The following is a 16,554-nucleotide window of genomic DNA, read 5'->3' as shown; positions in this document are numbered from 1 at the left end:
ATAACGAGGGCAGTCGGGTTGCTCAAGCCCCTGCAGGAGGAGGGCCAGCCTTAGCTGAAGTGTCCTGGCTCCTTACCCGGGGCGCTATCCGGTTTCTGCCGGCGTCTTTGGCGTTGTAAAGCTGGATGTCGGCCTGCTTGAGCAGTTCGTTCACAGAACCCGCTTTTGAGATCGAGCAGACGCCAGCACTTATGGTCACTGGCAGTAACTCGTCACGATGGCGGAATTCAGTTGCGGCAACTTCGGAGCGCAGTCGTTCGGCCAGGGTCAGCGCCTGTAGCAGGGTGGTATCTGGCAGTAATAGCAGAAACTCCTCACCGCCCCAGCGCGCGGCCACATCGGATTGTCGCACGATGGTTCGGGTCAGCTCTGAGAACTGCTGCAGCACCCGATCGCCGGCATCGTGGCCGTAGTCATCGTTGACCCGCTTGAACAGGTCCAGGTCAATCAACACCACCGAGAAGTGGTGGCCCGAGCGCTTGAAACGGGAGAATTCGGTGTTCAGGCGGTTCTGCATGTCCCGGCGATTGGCCAGTCCGGTCAGTTCGTCGGTGCGGGCCGCATGCTCATGGGCTTTGGCCAGATCCAGCAGCTTGCTGCGGGCCCGTAAACGGCCAGCCTCAAGAACAAAACAGAAAATGGATTCAAAGGTCAGGGCAGCAAAAAAACGGATTTTGAAATCAAACGAGTATTCGGCGGTTACCAGCGGTATTCCCGGAAACTGAAACACGATGATTGCCAGCAGGTAGGAGAACAGCAGAATGGCGGTGCCGCCTTTCAGGCTGGTCAGATAGAACAGCAGGGGGGGGAATACATAGAACCACAGCGGCCCGGTGTTGCCTTCACCGCCAGACGCCAGAAGGTAGCCGAATAATAGGCTGACAATGATTAGCAGGGCGATTTTCTGAACAACGCCGTCCCGCTTCCAGGCGTACCAGGCCATGTTCAGTGTTACCGGGATGATAAATAGCCACAGCACCCAGGCATGGGTGACATGGTCTGCGTACCAGGCTTTGGTGCCGATGCCGGCCAGGAAAGCCACAGTCGCGGCAGACAGGCCGTTGAGCAAACGGGATATTTGCTGCTCGTCTTGCCCAGCAGAGTTCTGCTGGTCAGCGATCACTTGTTCATTCATAGGCTGTTTTTATGGTTTTTTTGGCGCGATTTCGAGCAGTATGCGTCAATTTGTGTAGTGCTTGCAGGCCCTTTTCTCAGGAATGTGACGCCTGCCTTTGTGTCAGTTATGTTTCAATTTTATGGCAAAAAAATTATAGTTGCGCCCGGCGGCAAGATCGCCCGAATTATACTCAGCCTAAAAGAGATGATCATCAATATGGCCCGTTCCAGCAGCTATCTGGATACTCTTCTTACCAGCCCCGCCACGGAACGGTATCGGGTCGGCCTCAGCGTACTGTTTCTGCTCTGTGTCTGGTTAATTGTGGGTGCCTTCAGTCAGGGCTTGCCCAACAATATGCTGTTGATGGCGGCCGCTGTCATCGGTGGCTACATGGCGATCAACATCGGCGCCAATGATGTCGCCAACAACGTGGGCCCGGCGGTGGGTTCCGGCGCCTTGTCGTTGGGCGCAGCTGTTTTGCTGGCGGCGGTCTTTGAGGCCGGCGGTGCCATCATCGCTGGCGGTGATGTGGTTTCTACCATCAAGGGCGGCATCATTGATCCGACCAGTCTTGAAGACCCCCGAGAGTTTGTCTGGCTGATGACAGCGGCGTTGCTCGCGGGTGCGTTGTGGCTGAACCTGGCCACCTGGATGGGCGCACCGGTTTCAACCACCCACTCCATTGTCGGTGGTGTGTTGGGTGCCGGTATTGCAGCTGGCGGTTGGGCTATTGCTGACTGGTCGGTGATGGGCAAGATTGTTGCGAGCTGGGTGATTTCCCCTGTGCTTGGCGGGGTTCTCGCGGCGCTGTTTCTGTTTGCCATTAAGAAAACGGTGCTTTATCAGCAAAACCTGGTGTCCTCGGCCCGTACTTTTGTACCCTGGCTGGTTGCCATTATGGCCTGGGCATTCGGTACCTACCTGATGATCAAAGGCATGAGCCAGCTGGTCAAGGTGACGTTTTTCCAGTCATCCATGATTGGTCTGGCAATCGCGGTGGTGGTCTTTTTCATCATGCGTAGCCTGGTTAGTCGCCGTGCGGCGACCATGGAGAACAGTACCAAAGGGGTCAACACTCTGTTTACCTGGCCGCTGATTTTTGCCGCAGCCTTACTCAGTTTTGCTCACGGTGCCAACGACGTGGCTAATGCCATCGGCCCGCTTGCGGCGATCAACGATGCCATTCAGTCTGGCGGCGGCGTGGTGATGACGGCCAGTATTCCGTTGTGGATCATGTTAATTGGTGCCTTTGGGCTTGCCGTAGGTTTGATGCTGTTCGGCCCAAGGCTGATCAAGACGGTAGGCAGTGAAATCACCGAACTCGACAAGACCCGAGCCTTCTGTATAGCGTTGTCTGCGGCCTTGACGGTGATTCTGGCATCCCAGCTGGGCTTGCCGGTCAGCTCTACCCACATTGCTATTGGTGGCGTGTTTGGTGTCGGCTTTCTGCGGGAATACCTTAAGTCCAACTACGCGACCCAGCTGCACAAAATCATGGAACATCACGACTCAGCCGAGCAAGAGCGTTTGAAGCCGTTCCTGGATGACTTCCGCAATGCCTCGGTCGAAGAGATGGAATACCTGCTGAAACAGGCCAAAAAGAGGAAGGCCCAGGTGCCGCTGTCGAAATCAGAGCATAAGCGCCTGAAGAAGATCTATCGGGAAGAAATGGTCAAGCGCTCGCACCTGTTCAGGATTGCGGCAGCGTGGATTATCACGGTGCCGGCGTCTGCCCTGATGGCCGCGTTCCTGTTCTTTGCCCTGCGCGGCCTGATGATCTGAACGTTGATGGGGGCTGGTGACGGCCCCGCTGTTTGGCCATACTATGGCTATTGCGCGGAGCGGGTTTGCTTTGCCGTCGTCCACCTTCGGGGAGTCTAGAATGAGTTCATCTTCCGAGAGCCGTCAATCCAAGATGATTGAAGAGCTACGTGTTTTTATCAAAAAGGTCATGAGTGAGCCGACCATTGCGGTCAAATCCATGGATATTGCCCGCAAGCACAAGGGCGCAAAGGATGCTGATGCGTTGATCGCCCGTGAGATCAGTGCCAATACCACCATTCGTATTCCGGAAAACTGGAGTGAAGCGGACAAGATGTTTCTGGAGATCCTGCACGAGGTGCTGGATGACGAAGAGGCTATGTACTGATTTGATCGGCTGACTCTGAGCGAGGGTGAGGGGAGGCTTCTCCCAAAACCTTGCGAAGCCATGGATGGCGGAGCAGAGCGTACACGGACGTATTCACAGCGTGTTTTGGGAGAAGCCTCCCCTTACCCTTGCGGTGATGAGGCAATTTGCCTCCGCCATCCATGGCTGCGCAAGGTTTTGGAAAGGCGTCCCGCACACCCCGCCTCATGCCACGGAGCTGTATTCGGCAAGCCTTAGGCGTGCTTGGCTTCTTTCTGGTTTTGTTTCAGAACGGCATTGGCCATCTGGTTCAAAATATTTATCTCATCTGCAATACCTTTCTCCCCTGACAACTCCCGCTGCTCCTTCAGGATATCTTCCAGGATCTCTGCCGTGGTTAACGGGTTGGCCAACACCACCCGGAACACGATGCAGGGGAAGTGAAAGTAACGAGCAGGCTCCAGCCGGGTTCTGGACACGAACGCTTTGCCGCGCTCCCGCTGGGTTTTCTGGATGAACTTGGTGATGCGGCTCAGGCAGGTGTTTATCTTTTCGGCCTGGAGTTCGTCGGCCACGGCCAGCGCTTGCTGGGCTATTTCAGGGCAGTAGCGATAGGTCAGGATGTTCAATTCTGGCCGGGTGATCAGTTCGAAGTCCGGCTGCTCGTCAATCATCTGGGCGAAGCTTTTCGCCTTTTCGATGCCTTGGTCGATCAGGATTTCATAGCCTTCCCGGGCCAGGATTTTCAGGCCCGAGTGAATCAGCATGGACATGCCCGGGCGGGAGCCTTCGAGGGTGGTGCTGCCGAGGTCTCTGGAGCCTTTCCGAATGATGTACTGGGCGTGGTGTTCGACCGCACTGGCGAGGCTTGGGTCTTTAAATACCACCAGGCCGACGCCCATGGGCACATAAAGCTGTTTGTGGGCGTCGAAGGTAACTGAATCGGCTTTTTCGATGCCGCGCAGCAGGTGCCGGTAGGTGCGAGAGAACAGGGTCGGGCCACCCCAGGCGGCGTCGACGTGGAAGTGGGCGCCGAATTCGCGGGCGATGTCGGCCATGGCGTCCAGGGGGTCGACGTTGCCGGTTTCGGTAGTGCCGGCGACGCCGCAGATGGCCATGACTTTGATTTTCTGTTTTTGCAGCTCCAGGCATTTGTCGCGCAGGGCGTCGGTCTGGATGCAATTGTTGTCGTCGGTGTCGACCGGTACCAGGGCATCACGGCCCAGGCCGAGGACGTCGGCGGCTTTGCGCAGCGAGTAATGGCCGCGTTTGGAGACGACGATGGCGGCGCCTTCGTAGCCATAATATTTCAGGGCGCGGAACAGGCCTTCTTCGTGCAAGCCGCGGAAGCTGCCTTCGGCAGGGAAGGCACGGTTGCGGGCAACCCACAAGGCGGTCAGGTTGGCGACGGTGCCGCCGGAGCACATGGCGCCCAAGGCGTGCCGGGGGTCGTGCATCCATTTGCGGTAGAAGGAGCCATCCTGCTGGTACACCAGCCGATGAATCATGCCCAGGACCTGGCGCTCCATGGGGGTAAACGCCTTGGAAGTTTCGGTTTTGACCAGGTTCTGGTTCAGGGCAATCATGATTTTCGACAGCGGCAGCATGAAGTAGGGCAGTGCCGAGGTCATGTGGCCGATGAAGGCGGGTGACGCGGTGTGAACCGAATTGGCCACCAGTTTGTCGAGCAGGAACTGGGCTTGCTCCGACACGAATACCGGTTTTTCCGGGATGGCGGAATCGGCAAAGTTCTTTTCGACCTCAGACAGGTCCCGTTCAACGGCAACGATGTGTTCCTGGAGAAATCCGGCCAGGTTGCGGGAGATGTTCTGGTCTATGCGGCTCAGCGTCGATTCCGGCGCCTCGGGCACCGTGAACACTCGATACATGGCCTCGATCGAGGCCTGGGCGGATTTTTTCTTTCCGGTCATAGAGCCACACATAATTCAGTGGTTGTCCGTGGGGTTGGTTCCGGAAACCCGGCGGACGGGGCCAGGCACTGCCCGGCGTTTGTAGTGCTGGCCTGCCTGTGGGCAGGTCATGTATTCCCTGAGGGTGCGTAGTATAAGGCCTGAACCGGAATGACGCTATGCCCCGGGGATGTTGGATGTTTCTGGGTGTTGTGTCGGGTCAGAGAATTTCGCGGTGGACGTCGAGGATGGCGGCGTCGATGCGGTCCTGGATGTCTTTTTCGACCTGATCGAGGCGTTGGGTTATTTGCTGGGCGCTGGCGCCGAGGGCGGCGATGGTCCAGGTGGCGCAATCGAGGGCGTCGTGGTCGGCGGTTTCGCTGACGGCCAGGTCGGGTTCTTTGCCCCAGATGGCTTTCATGGCGGTGAAGGTTTTGCGTTTGGCTTTGAGGTCTTCACAGCCGTAGAGCTGAAAGTGCAGGGTCAGTACGCCGACGTGCGGGGTGATCGTGGTCTGGGTTGGCGTGTTGCCTTCCCTAAGCAGCTTTCTCAGGGCTTCTGACATTTTTGGGTCCAGCTTTTGGTGGCGGAACCGGGGAGGAACAGCTTTCCAAAACACGCTGTGAATACTTCCCTGTACGCTCTGCTCCGCCATCCATGGCTCCGCAAGGTTTTGGAAAGCTGTTCCTCCCCGGTTCTCAAACATTTCACGGGGAGTCTCGCTAGCCTGCTTTGTTAAGGGGCTAAGGCGAGCAGACTGGATTTCCCCTAGCCTACTACAGGCGTTGCCCGTTTGATAATGGCCGCCGGGTTGGTGCCGGAGGGCAGGTTGCCGTAGTTCATGCCGCCGCTGGCTTGCAGGCGGGAGGCGCAGAAGGCGTCGGCGACGTGTCTGTCGCCAAAGCGCAGTAGCAGTGAGCCCTGCATGGCGAGGGCCAGGCGGTCGACGAGGTTGCGGGCGCGGTACTGGAAGTCGCTGAGGTCGGCGAAGTCGGTTTGCAGTTGCGCCAGGAACTGGTCGAAGTGGCGATCGCTGCCGCGGGCTTCGGCGGCTTCTTTGAAGAAGGCGTCGAGGGTTTCGGGTTCTTTGTGAATGGCACGCAGGGTGTCCAGGCACTGGACGTTGCCGCTGCCTTCCCAAATGGCGTTGACCGGGGATTCCCGGAATAGCCGGGGCATGATGCAGTCTTCCATCACGCCGCTGCCGCCGATGCACTCCATGGCTTCGTAGGCGTGGTTGGGGGTGCGTTTGCAGATCCAGTATTTGCCGACCGGGGTGGCCAGGCGGGCGAGCAGGCGTTCGTGTTCGTTGTTTTGGTTGTCCATGGCGCGGGCGACACGCAGGGTGTAGGCGAGGGCGGCTTCGTTTTCGATGACGAGGTCGGCCAGGACGTTCTGCATCAGTGGTTGGTCGCTCAGGCGGGCGCCGAAGGCACTGCGGTTGTGGCAGTGGTGCGTGGCCTGGGCGACAGCCTGGCGCATGCCGGCGGAGCTGCCGATCATGCAGTCGAAGCGGGTCATGGCGACCATGTCGATGATGGTGCGCACGCCGCGACCTTCTTCACCGACCATCCAGGCCAGGGCGCCGCGGATTTCGACTTCGCTGGAGGCGTTGGCGACGTTGCCCATTTTGTTTTTCAGCTGCTGTACCTGCCAGGGGTTTTTGCTGCCGTCCGGGCGCCATCTGGGCATCAGGAAGCAGGACAGGCCGCTGGCGGTCTGGGCCAGCACTAAAAAGGCGTCACACATGGGCGCTGACACGAACCATTTGTGGCCGACCAGTTCGTAGGGCTGGCCGGGGCCTTCCTGACCTGTGGCGTAGGCGCGGGTGGTGTTGGCGCGTACGTCGCTGCCGCCCTGTTTTTCGGTCATGGCCATGCCGATGGTGACGGAGCGTTTGTCGGTATCCGGCAGGTTGCGAGCGTCGTATTCGTTGGTCAGGATTTTCTGTTCCCAGACTTTCGCCAGGTCCGGCTGGTTGCGGATCGACGGGATTGCGGCGAAGGTCATGGTGATTGGGCAGCAGTGGGCCGCTTCCACCTGGGAGTGCAGGTAGTATTTGGCGGCCCTGGCCACGTGAGCGCCCTGGCCGGGATTGCTCCAGGGTGAGCTGTGCAGGCCGTTTTCCAGGGCTACCCGCATCAGTTCGTGATAGGCGGGATGAAAGCTGACTTCGTCGACCCGGTGGCCATAGCGGTCGTGGGTTTTGAAGGTGGGCTTATGGGCGTTGGCCTGGTTGCCCAGGTCGATGGTCTCGGCTTTGCCGGCCCAGGCGCCGAACTGGCTCAGGTCCTCGTGAGCGTGGCCGGCACCTTCCCTCAATACGGCTTCCCGCAGGGCGGTGTCCTGTTCATAGAGGTTGTAGTCTTGCAGCGCTTTGGGCTGGTTGGTGACCTCATGGGTGGCGGACAGGTAGCGGTCGTCTTTGGGCATGTGCCCGGTGGCCTGACGGTTGCTGTTTTGTGGGCTGGTCATGGTTAGCTCCTGGAGTCGGTCAATCCCCGGATGCAGAAGCAGACGATGGCGTTGACCAGTTCATCTTGGTTGTTGTCGTTGCCGGGTGTGGTGTTTGTCTGTGTTGGCGACAGCGGCCCCACCAGGGATTCTGATATTGCTCCGACCAGGCAGGTGCTGCTTAGGCGGGCGTTCTGTTCGGACAGGCTGCCTTCGGCAATGCCGTCCTGGATCGCCTTTTCGAACAGGCTGGCGTAAGCCTTACGGTAAACCAGTCGCTCTTGTTCGACTTTCGGGTCTACCGGCTCGGCGATCAGGGCCCAGGCCTTCATCGGCCCTTTGAGCGCCCGCTGCGCGAACTTTCTTAGGGCACCGTCCAGTCGTTCGACAGCATTGCCCGGTACCGATAATGCCTCGGCTACTTTGTCGACTTCCCGTTGTGTGGCCAGTCGGAAGATCTCGGCAAAGAGGTCTTCCCGGGATTCAAAATGGCGGTAGATGGTGCCGGTGGCTACCCCCGCCAAACCCGCAATTCGAGTAATTCTGGCGCTTCGGAAACCGCCCTCTGCAACGCACTCCCAGGTGCACTCGATAATCTTGTTTCGCGCCTGGGCTTTGCGCTGGCGCATCTTCTCGGTTTCGCGATAAGCCATAACGGCTCCTTGCCAAGTAGTGAATCACTATTCATTCTTTGTGTCAATTTGCTGGCCTTCTATAGCTCATTTATACGTCATTTAAATCATGGGCTTGGCGCCCGATACAAAAACTTACAAAAAAGTGGTTGTCAGTAAATAGCGCCGTCATCAAAACCGGATTATAAAGACGCCAAGACGGGCCGGCCGGCGGCTGGCGGTCGAGACGGGGTGTTACCAGATCAGGTCTGGATTGCACCTGTAGTTCCGTTTTCGTTGATGGAGAAAAAACCATGAGTGAATTCGACGAAAGCAGTCTGGAGCAATCCGGCAGTAGCTGGAGCAGCGACAGTGATGATAACCATTCGATTGCCAGTCGGGCACGGGTAAGAGCCCAGTTGCAGTCGGATATCGAAGCCTTCTTGCAAAGTGGTGGCAGGATCGTGGAGCTAGACACCACGTTGCGCTCCGATTCGCCTCGCAAGGTGGAAGTGGGTTTCAACAACCGCTCCCTTTGAGTTCCTGCCAACGGATACCCTTCGTCTGCGGGCGGTTTATGTTAAAACCGCCCGGTTTTGTCATTGGATTGTCACCAATCAGCGGCACACTCGGCTCAGACCTGCAACGGCGAAGCTCTGGCGTGTATGATGTCATTACTTTCCAAGGCCATCCATGTTCAGGAGATTACTCGTGTCAAAGCCGCGTTCGCCGCTCTCCAGCCGAGCCTATCCATCTACCCGGTTGCGCCGCAATCGGGCCAGTGATTTTTCCCGCCGTCTGGTCAGGGAAAATCAGCTGAGTCCGGACAATCTGATTTACCCGGTGTTTGTGCTTGAAGGTGAAGGCCAGCGGCAAGAGGTTCCGTCTATGCCGGGGGTTGAACGGCTGAGTATTGATCTGCTGGTGGCGCAAGCTGCGGAGTGGGTCGAGTTGGGCATACCTGCGGTGGCGCTGTTTCCCGTGGTACCGGCAGAGCATAAAAATCTGTCCGGTTCGGGTGCCTGGAATCCGGATGGCCTGGCCCAGCGTGCGGTTCGGGCGCTTAAAACCGCCTATCCGGAGCTGGGGGTGATAACCGACGTGGCGCTGGATCCGTTTACCACCCACGGCCAGGACGGCATTATCGACAATAATGGTTACGTGCTCAACGACGTGACGGTAGAGGCGCTGGTGAACCAGGCGCTGTCTCATGCCGATGCTGGCGCGGACGTGGTGGCACCCTCAGACATGATGGATGGCCGTGTCGCCGCCATTCGAGAGGCGTTGGAATCGGCCGGTTATGTCAATACCCGGATTCTGGCCTATTCTGCCAAGTATGCCTCCAGCTATTACGGCCCGTTCCGGGACGCGGTGGGCTCTGCCACTAATCTGGGTAAGAGCAACAAGTCCACCTATCAGATGGACCCGGCCAACAGCGATGAGGCCATTCACGAAGTGGCGATGGACCTGGCCGAAGGCGCAGACATGGTGATGATCAAACCAGGTATGCCCTATCTGGACATCGTGTACCGGGTAAAAACTGAATTACAGGTGCCGACCTTTGTCTATCAGGTCAGTGGCGAATACGCCATGCACATGGCGGCGGCTCAGAACGGCTGGCTGGATGGCGATGCGGTGATGATGGAAAGCCTGATGGCCATGCGCCGGGCCGGCGCCGATGGCATTCTGACCTACTTTGCGGTACGAGCAGCGAGATTGATGAACGAGCGCGCGCGGGCCTAGACGGGACACCAAGGGCCCGCACCAACCATGGATGTAATGAGTGATGACGACCGAGACCACGCAGACAGCAGTAAGCAATGATCACAGCGTACCCGCACCGGTGGAAGTGCCGCCGGTGGGGGAAGAGATCAACCTGGACGCCAGCGAAAACTATTTCAACCGTGAGCTGAGCCAGCTTCAGTTCAACTATCGCGTGTTGAAACAGGCGCTGGACACCACACACCCGCTGATCAACCGGTTGATCTTTTCCTGCATTTTCAGCAGCAACATGGACGAGTTCTTCGAGATCCGGGTGGCGGGCTTGCGTCAGCAGATCAAATACGGTCGTGAGACGGTCGGCGTCGATGGCATGCTGCACGAACAGGTGCTGGCGGAGATCAGCCGGGTGGCTCATGAATATATCCATGAGCAGTACGACATTCTCAACAACGTCCTGATTCCGGAGCTGGAGAGAGAGAATATTCACTTTGTCCGGCGCCGGGAGTGGACGCCGGCCCAGGCCGAGTGGGTACGAAACTACTTTGATGAAGAAATTCTGCCAGTGGTCAGCCCAATCGGGCTCGACCCGTCGCACCCGTTCCCGCGTCTGGTCAACAAGAGTCTGAACTTCATCGTCGAGCTTGATGGCAAAGATGCCTTTGGCCGGGAGACCGGCATGGCCATTGTGCCTGCCCCTCGCTCCCTGCCACGCCTGGTGCGTCTGCCGGATGACGTCTGCGATGGCGGCGATAACCTGGTGTTCCTGTCGTCGATGATCCACGCCCACGCTGACGAGCTGTTTCCGGGCATGGAGGTCAAAGGCTGTTATCAGTTCCGGTTAACCCGTAACGCCGACCTCGAGCTGGAAGACGATCTGGTCGATCTGGCTTCGGCCTTGCGGGGCGAGCTGCTCAGCCGCCGTTTCGGTGACGGTGTGCGACTGGAAGTGGCCGACAACTGCCCGGAAGAGCTGATGCACTTCCTGTTGCGGGAATTCGGGCTGACCGAACGGGACCTTTATCAGGTGCACGGCCCGGTCAACCTTACCCGGTTGCTGGCGGTGGGCAGTCTGGTGGATCGGCCCGACCTGACCTATTCCAGCTTTTCGCCGTCGATTCCGCGCCAGATTCGCAGCAAGGAATCGATGTTCGATGCCATTCGCAAGCGTCCCTTGCTGTTGCTGCATCCCTATGAAAATTTCAGTCCGGTGGTAGACCTGTTGCGCCAGTCGGCGAAAGATCCCCAGGTGCTGGCCATCCGTCAGACTCTGTATCGGACTGGTGCCGATTCCGAAATTGTCGAAGCGTTGGCCGATGCTGCTCGCCGCGGCAAGGAAGTGACCGCGGTGATTGAGTTGCGGGCCAGGTTCAGTGAGGCCGAGAACCTGGAGCTGGCCAGCCGGTTACAGGAAGCCGGCGTCATCGTGGTGTACGGCGTGGTGGGCTATAAGACTCACGCCAAGATGATTCTGATCGTCCGTCGGGAGGAAGGTCGCTTGCGCCGTTATGTACATCTGGGTACCGGTAACTATCATGCCGGCAACGCCCGCTTGTACACCGATTACAGTTTCATGACCTGTGACGAATCCATCGGCGATGACGTCAACAAACTGTTCCAGCAGCTCACCGGTATGGGCAAGGCGCTCAAGATCAAAAAGCTGTTCCACGCTCCGTTCACCCTGCACAACCGCCTGATCAGTCTGATCGAGCGTGAAACCAGTCATGGCAAGAACGGGCGTATTATCTTCAAATTCAATGCACTGACCGAACCGCAGATGATCAAGGCGCTATACCGGGCGTCTCAGGCGGGGGTACAGATAGATCTGATCATCCGGGGTATCTGCTGCTTGCGCCCGGGCGTGCCGGGGTTGTCTGAAAATATACGGGTGCGGTCGATTATCGGGCGCTTCCTGGAGCATACACGGGTGTACTATTACGACAACCATGGTCAGCCGGATGTTTACTGCTCAAGTGCCGATGGCATGGAGCGAAACCTGTTGAGCCGTATTGAAACCGCGTTTCCGATTGAGGAACCGGCCTTGCTGGCTCGGTTACGGGACGATCTTGAAGCCTATCTTGCCGACAACTGCCAGTCCTGGGTGTTGCAGCCGGACGGCAGTTATATCCAGAATCAGCCCGCAGAGGGCGAAGAGCGCCTGGCCTCGCAACTGGTATTGCTGGATCGGTTAACCGCCAAGCTCAATTGATATGCCGATTGTCATCCGGCAAACAATAATTAGACAACAGGACTGGAATCTTGAATCTTAAACGATGGACCATCGCAGGTGCGGCGATATTGGTGATTGCGGGTATCGCACCCTGGGGTGTGGGTTACCTGACCCAGCAACATTGGCAGGAAGCCACGAGGGAAGTGAACAGTGCCCAGCCGTTTCTGCGCATGGAAACCGGCAAATACAACCGGGGGCTGCTTGGTGCCGAGGTATCGGGCACGATCACTCTGTTGGACCCCGCCACCGGTCAGAGTAACCGGATTGATTTCGAGGTTCAGGTTTCACACGGGGTAACCGGCAGCTTTCTGGATTTCCGCCCGACCGAGGGTTGGCAGCCGCCGGGCGCCGAGTGGTTTCCGGAGGCCGAGCCCAAGCTGACACTGGAGACCCGGGTCTGGGGCTCGGCCACGCTCGAATTGCTGGCGCCGGTCATCCACATCGATCACCCGGTGAACGGTGGCTCCTTGCGCAGCAGTGGCGGCTTGGCGCGGCTTGAGATCGGTAGGCTTGGCGAGCAGGCTGACATGCTGCTGGTCTGGCCGGCGATGGTTTTGGCCGGACCAGCGATGAACGTGAGCATTGAGGATATTCATCTTGAGCAAAGCCTGGCCTGGCTTTCGGGGGATATCTGGACCGGTTCCGGCACCATGACCGTGGAATCGGTCGTCGTGCAGGAGCATCAGGCGCCGCCTTTGACGCTGAATGGCTTCTCTCTGAACAGTCACAGTGAGGCAGGCAGTGATGGCGAACGTCTCGATTCCACCTTGTCGCTGGCGCTGGAATCGGTGTCTTTTGACGATGAGGCCTTCGGCCCGCATCGGATGGACGTGGCGGTTGACGGCCTCGATGTGGCCAGCTGGAATGCCTTCAGCTCGGTCATGACCGACATGCAAATGATGGCGCAGCAGGCTTCCGGTCAAGCGCCGCCGGCCGCGTTCGAGCAGCAGATGGCATTGATGCAGCGTTTTAATGAGTCGGTTCACGGGCTGGCGGCCGCCGGTTTTTCGGCCGGTATCCGGGAGTTGAGCCTGGACACACCTGAGGGCCCGGTGCAGGGCAGTCTGGATATTTCGCACCCTGAGCTGTCTGACCGCGAGCGTGACAATATGCTGATGGTTATGCAACAGCTGACCGGCGCACTGGATTTAAGCATGCCGCTGGCGCTGGCGGAAAACTATCCCGGGCTGCGCATGCAGCTGGCCCCGCTGATCAAGCAAGGTTTGCTGGTCGAGAATGGTGACCAGCTAGTGATGGCCGGGCGGATGCAGAATCTGGTGCTGGATATCAACGGGATTTCAATCCCGTTGCCACCCTTGCTGTAATCGTGCTTACGGCTTCAGCTGCTGAACTTTCTGGTCAGCGCGTCTGCGACGGTGGGGTCGACGAACTCAGAGACGTCGCCGCCCAGGGAGGCAATTTCCCGAATCAGGGAGGATGAGATGTAGGATAGGTGGTTGGCCGGTGTCAGGAAAACGCTTTCGATTTCTGGTGCCAGCCGGCGGTTCATGTCGGCGAGCTGGAATTCGTATTCGAAGTCGGAGACTGCGCGCAGGCCGCGCAGGATGACGGTGGCGTTCTGTTCTCTGACAAAGTCGGCCAGCAGGTTGCTGAAGCCGGTAACGCTGACGTTCGGGATGTGTGCGGTGGCCTTGCGGACGAGCTCGCAGCGCTCTTCGAGGTTCAGCAGGGGCTGCTTTTTCGAGTTGTAGGCGACGGCAACGACGACTTCATCAAACATGCGGCCAGCCCGTTCGATCAGGTCGGTGTGGCCGTTGGTGATCGGATCGAAGGTGCCTGGGTAGATAACTTTGGGCATGCACAGCTCCTTTTGTTGATGCCCGTAGGATAGCAGGAACCATAGGCGCGCTGTAGTCCGGAGCCCTGTTCAAGGCTGTCTTGGTTGTTTGCGTGGCATGTGCAGCGTCTTCCCTCCCGGGAAACGCTACAAGCACATCCATGTGCGCTTGACTCAGGCCATCCATGGCCTTCGACATTCCCGGGAGGGAAGACGCTGCACATGCGGCTAGCACCCTGCATGCCGCTCCGAGAATGGCGTTACGCTCTGACCAATCTTTGCGCCAGCCTGGCGCTGTTTCGTGCCGCCAAGGCATACACCGACAACTGCGGATTTGCCCCGATACTGGTGGGGAAGATCGAGGCGTCGTGGATGCTCAGATTGGTCACGTGATGGTGTTCGCCGAAGCCGTTGACCACCGAGTTTTTGGCGTCGGCACCCATGCCGCAGCCACCCATCTGGTGCGCGGTAAACAGGCGTGCACGGTGGGGTTTCATGGGCAGGTTGTTGATGGCGGCTTTGGCCTGGCTCCAGCTGGTGTACCAGTCGGAATCCAGGTGCATGGCCTGGACCGCTTCAGCGCCGGCGGCGAACTGGATTTCGGCCATGTGCAGGTAAGCCTCACGGATGCCCTGCCACAGGTAGTCGGTGATCGGGTAGTCGAGTATGGGACTGCCGTCTTCACGCAGGGACACGGTGCCGCCGGGGCTGTCGGGGTGGAAGCCGTCCCGGAGCAGGGCGATGACCGATTGCATGTGCGGTAGCTGGCCCAGGTTGTTAGCCTGTTCCTTGCCATGGCCGGGCACGACGCCAGCGGCCATGGCGGGGTGTAGGGGTGGCACTTCCAGCTTGTAGCCGGCCGGGCCGTCGACGCCGTGTTTGAAGTTGAATTCATCTGAGTAGATCGATTGCGGCGCGCCATGGAACGGATCGACCTTGGCGGACATCCTTGCGACGGTGGCGTTGACTGGGTGGATAAAGGAGCGTTTACCAACCCGTTGGTGCGGATCTGGCAGTTCCGACCGCAACAACAGGCCAGGGGAGCCGATGGCGCTGGCGGCGACCACGAAGTGCCGGGCCTTCAGGGTGACGGTCACGCCTGAAGGATGCACACCGTCTGGCCCCATGGCACTGGCCTGCAGGTGGTCGATACGGTCCTGGTTCATCACCAGGCGCTCGGCGCGCAGGCCGTGGAACAGCTGGGCGCTGTTATCCAGAGCGCCCGGGATGGTGGTCATCAGCGCGCCCTGTTTGGCGTTGGTGGGACAGCCCACACCGCAGTAACCCAGGTTCCAGCAGCCTTTGACGTTTCTCGGAATGACCTGCCAGGAGTAGCCGAGTTTTTCGCAGCCCTGGCGCAGGATGTCGTTGTTCAGGTTGGGCGGCGTCTGCCATGGCGCCATGGTATGACGCTCTTCACGACCGCCAAACCAGGGTGCCATCGCCTCGGGCGTGAGGTCATCAAGGCCGAAAGACTGGCTCCAGTAATTCAGGGTCTCGTCCGGTGTCCGGAAGCTGCTGGTCCAGTTCACCGTGGTGGATCCGCCCACACATCGCCCCTGCAGAATGGCAATCGCGCCATCCGCGGTGACCCGGCTCATGCCTTCCTGGTAAAGGCTGGCGTAAGCCGTCAGCTCGTCCATTTTAAAATCTTTCTGATAATACAGCCGGCCTTCTTCCACCAGAATCACCGACAAACCCTGCCGGGCAAGAATCTCCGCCGTGGTGCCGCCACCGGCACCGGTGCCGATGACCACCACGTCGGCTTCCACCGTCTGGTCTGCGGTCAGTTTGCTGGCATCGGTCACATTCCAGCCGGAAGCCAGGCCCCGGGCGATAGGATCATTCATGGACATACTGCTCTCCGTTATCCGGCAGGTAATCAGGCGTTGTGGAATTGCGGCAAGGCATCGACGGCCCAGGCCGGCGGCCCGGCGTAGCCGGACACATGCCAGTGGGGCGCATGGCCATAGAAGGCCACGTTGCTGATCTTGGTTAGTGCGATGTAACCGTTATTCAGCAGCCCGATACGACTGTTGCGCCAGCGATTCAGGAAGGCGTCCGCATCCTCTGTGCTGACCGACGGCCAGTCCGACCAGACCCTCGCCAGTGCGATCCGGGTGGGGGCAAAATTCAGCAGATCAAACAGCTTGCGCAGCTCCTGCTGATTCGCCGGCCCGAACATCGCAATGCCCTGATCCACCCGCTCAATGGTCCCGGCAATGGCGAACCGGCGCTGATTGGCTTCCTCCGGCAGCGCCCCGGCAAACATCGCCGGCAGCAGCGCCTCGAACAGGGCAATATCGTCCCGGCTCAGGAACTGAAACTGATAGCGGGCATCGGTGCGGGTATCCACGGCACTGATCCGGCCGGCCGGCGTCGTTGCACAACCGGTGAGGCCGGCGGTCAGGCTGACGGTGCTGAGCAACAGTGCGCCGCCCAGGCCGGTTTTCAGAAAACCGCGGCGGCTCAGCTCGGGTTGATCATCAGAAGTGTTCTTCAAAGAATGGTCAGACATCGAGGATTCTTCTTTTGATGTTGTTGTTATTAAGGCGGCCTTGCACCCAGCCAACAGGCGAGAGTGCAG

14 protein-coding genes are annotated in these 16,554 nt (G+C 58.8%); 6 read left to right on the top strand and 8 right to left on the bottom strand.

Annotated features, from left to right (window positions below):
* Positions 1 to 22: 22 nt before the first annotated feature.
* Complete coding sequence (locus C7H08_RS09100; RefSeq protein ID WP_106671403.1) at positions 23 to 1,135, bottom strand: GGDEF domain-containing protein; 1,113 nt, start codon at positions 1,133 to 1,135, stop codon at positions 23 to 25.
* 198 nt (positions 1,136 to 1,333) lie between these two features.
* On the opposite strand from C7H08_RS09100, the gene C7H08_RS09095 reads away from it, so the two are divergent.
* Positions 1,334 to 2,899: an inorganic phosphate transporter gene (locus tag C7H08_RS09095; protein WP_106671568.1), complete on the top strand. Its 1,566-nt coding sequence runs from the start codon at positions 1,334 to 1,336 to the stop codon at positions 2,897 to 2,899.
* Positions 2,900 to 2,999: 100 nt separating this feature from the next.
* Positions 3,000 to 3,266, top strand: coding sequence for a hypothetical protein (locus tag C7H08_RS09090; protein ID WP_106671402.1), 267 nt, complete (start codon positions 3,000 to 3,002; stop codon positions 3,264 to 3,266).
* A gap of 233 nt (positions 3,267 to 3,499) precedes the next feature.
* Here C7H08_RS09090 and panP read toward each other — a convergent pair whose 3' ends face one another.
* From panP to C7H08_RS09070, 4 genes are all read right to left on the bottom strand, one after another.
* Entirely contained in the window at positions 3,500 to 5,176 is a 1,677-nt protein-coding gene (gene panP / locus C7H08_RS09085) for a pyridoxal-dependent aspartate 1-decarboxylase PanP (protein WP_106671567.1), read from the bottom strand.
* Between the two features lie 199 nt (positions 5,177 to 5,375).
* Positions 5,376 to 5,720: a DUF503 domain-containing protein gene (locus C7H08_RS09080; protein WP_106671566.1), complete on the bottom strand. Its 345-nt coding sequence runs from the start codon at positions 5,718 to 5,720 to the stop codon at positions 5,376 to 5,378.
* Between the two features lie 203 nt (positions 5,721 to 5,923).
* Positions 5,924 to 7,630, bottom strand: a complete 1,707-nt coding sequence (locus C7H08_RS09075; RefSeq protein ID WP_188445191.1) for an isovaleryl-CoA dehydrogenase — start codon at positions 7,628 to 7,630, stop codon at positions 5,924 to 5,926.
* Positions 7,631 to 7,632: 2 nt separating this feature from the next.
* Positions 7,633 to 8,262 carry a TetR/AcrR family transcriptional regulator gene (locus tag C7H08_RS09070; protein WP_106671401.1) on the bottom strand — a complete coding sequence of 210 codons (630 nt, stop codon included), beginning with the start codon at positions 8,260 to 8,262 and terminating at the stop codon, positions 7,633 to 7,635.
* A gap of 272 nt (positions 8,263 to 8,534) precedes the next feature.
* Here C7H08_RS09070 and C7H08_RS09065 point away from each other — a divergent pair, with 272 nt between their 5' ends.
* From C7H08_RS09065 to C7H08_RS09050, 4 genes are all read left to right on the top strand, one after another.
* On the top strand, positions 8,535 to 8,759 hold the full coding sequence (locus C7H08_RS09065) for a hypothetical protein (RefSeq protein ID WP_106671400.1): 225 nt from the start codon (positions 8,535 to 8,537) through the stop codon (positions 8,757 to 8,759).
* 154 nt (positions 8,760 to 8,913) lie between these two features.
* Positions 8,914 to 9,963, top strand: a complete 1,050-nt coding sequence (gene hemB / locus C7H08_RS09060) for a porphobilinogen synthase (RefSeq protein WP_106671399.1) — start codon at positions 8,914 to 8,916, stop codon at positions 9,961 to 9,963.
* Between the two features lie 43 nt (positions 9,964 to 10,006).
* Positions 10,007 to 12,148: a polyphosphate kinase 1 gene (gene ppk1, locus C7H08_RS09055; RefSeq protein ID WP_106671398.1), complete on the top strand. Its 2,142-nt coding sequence runs from the start codon at positions 10,007 to 10,009 to the stop codon at positions 12,146 to 12,148.
* A gap of 50 nt (positions 12,149 to 12,198) precedes the next feature.
* A complete protein-coding gene (locus C7H08_RS09050; protein ID WP_106671397.1) occupies positions 12,199 to 13,494 on the top strand; it encodes a DUF945 family protein in 1,296 nt (431 codons plus the stop codon).
* 14 nt (positions 13,495 to 13,508) lie between these two features.
* Here the strand turns inward: C7H08_RS09050 and coaD are convergent, their stop codons facing one another.
* The 3 genes from coaD to C7H08_RS09035 form a co-directional block, all read right to left on the bottom strand.
* Positions 13,509 to 13,988, bottom strand: a complete 480-nt coding sequence (coaD, locus tag C7H08_RS09045; protein ID WP_106671396.1) for a pantetheine-phosphate adenylyltransferase — start codon at positions 13,986 to 13,988, stop codon at positions 13,509 to 13,511.
* 239 nt (positions 13,989 to 14,227) lie between these two features.
* Positions 14,228 to 15,823, bottom strand: a complete 1,596-nt coding sequence (locus C7H08_RS09040; RefSeq protein WP_106671395.1) for a GMC family oxidoreductase — start codon at positions 15,821 to 15,823, stop codon at positions 14,228 to 14,230.
* 26 nt (positions 15,824 to 15,849) lie between these two features.
* Positions 15,850 to 16,485, bottom strand: coding sequence for a hypothetical protein (locus tag C7H08_RS09035; protein WP_106671394.1), 636 nt, complete (start codon positions 16,483 to 16,485; stop codon positions 15,850 to 15,852).
* Between the last annotated feature and the right edge of the window lie 69 nt (positions 16,486 to 16,554).

This window comes from Marinobacter halophilus (assembly GCF_003007685.1).
In the GTDB taxonomy this organism is placed as follows: Bacteria; Pseudomonadota; Gammaproteobacteria; order Pseudomonadales; family Oleiphilaceae; genus Marinobacter; species Marinobacter halophilus.
This window is presented reverse-complemented; position numbering and strand designations above follow the sequence as displayed.

Bases quoted from the DNA above. Each gene is read 5' to 3' on its own strand.
- C7H08_RS09095 (WP_106671568.1), top strand. From the start codon at position 1,334: ATGGCCCGTTCCAGCAGCTATCTGGATACTCTTCTTACCAGCCCCGCC.
- C7H08_RS09080 (WP_106671566.1), bottom strand. From the start codon at position 5,720: ATGTCAGAAGCCCTGAGAAAGCTGCTTAGGGAAGGCAACACGCCAACC.
- coaD (WP_106671396.1), bottom strand. From the start codon at position 13,988: ATGCCCAAAGTTATCTACCCAGGCACCTTCGATCCGATCACCAACGGC.
- C7H08_RS09070 (WP_106671401.1), bottom strand. From the start codon at position 8,262: ATGGCTTATCGCGAAACCGAGAAGATGCGCCAGCGCAAAGCCCAGGCG.
- C7H08_RS09040 (WP_106671395.1), bottom strand. From the start codon at position 15,823: ATGTCCATGAATGATCCTATCGCCCGGGGCCTGGCTTCCGGCTGGAAT.
- C7H08_RS09075 (WP_188445191.1), bottom strand. From the start codon at position 7,630: ATGACCAGCCCACAAAACAGCAACCGTCAGGCCACCGGGCACATGCCC.
- C7H08_RS09065 (WP_106671400.1), top strand. From the start codon at position 8,535: ATGAGTGAATTCGACGAAAGCAGTCTGGAGCAATCCGGCAGTAGCTGG.
- C7H08_RS09035 (WP_106671394.1), bottom strand. From the start codon at position 16,485: ATGTCTGACCATTCTTTGAAGAACACTTCTGATGATCAACCCGAGCTG.
- C7H08_RS09100 (WP_106671403.1), bottom strand. From the start codon at position 1,135: ATGAATGAACAAGTGATCGCTGACCAGCAGAACTCTGCTGGGCAAGAC.
- ppk1 (WP_106671398.1), top strand. From the start codon at position 10,007: ATGACGACCGAGACCACGCAGACAGCAGTAAGCAATGATCACAGCGTA.
- hemB (WP_106671399.1), top strand. From the start codon at position 8,914: ATGTTCAGGAGATTACTCGTGTCAAAGCCGCGTTCGCCGCTCTCCAGC.
- C7H08_RS09090 (WP_106671402.1), top strand. From the start codon at position 3,000: ATGAGTTCATCTTCCGAGAGCCGTCAATCCAAGATGATTGAAGAGCTA.
- panP (WP_106671567.1), bottom strand. From the start codon at position 5,176: ATGACCGGAAAGAAAAAATCCGCCCAGGCCTCGATCGAGGCCATGTAT.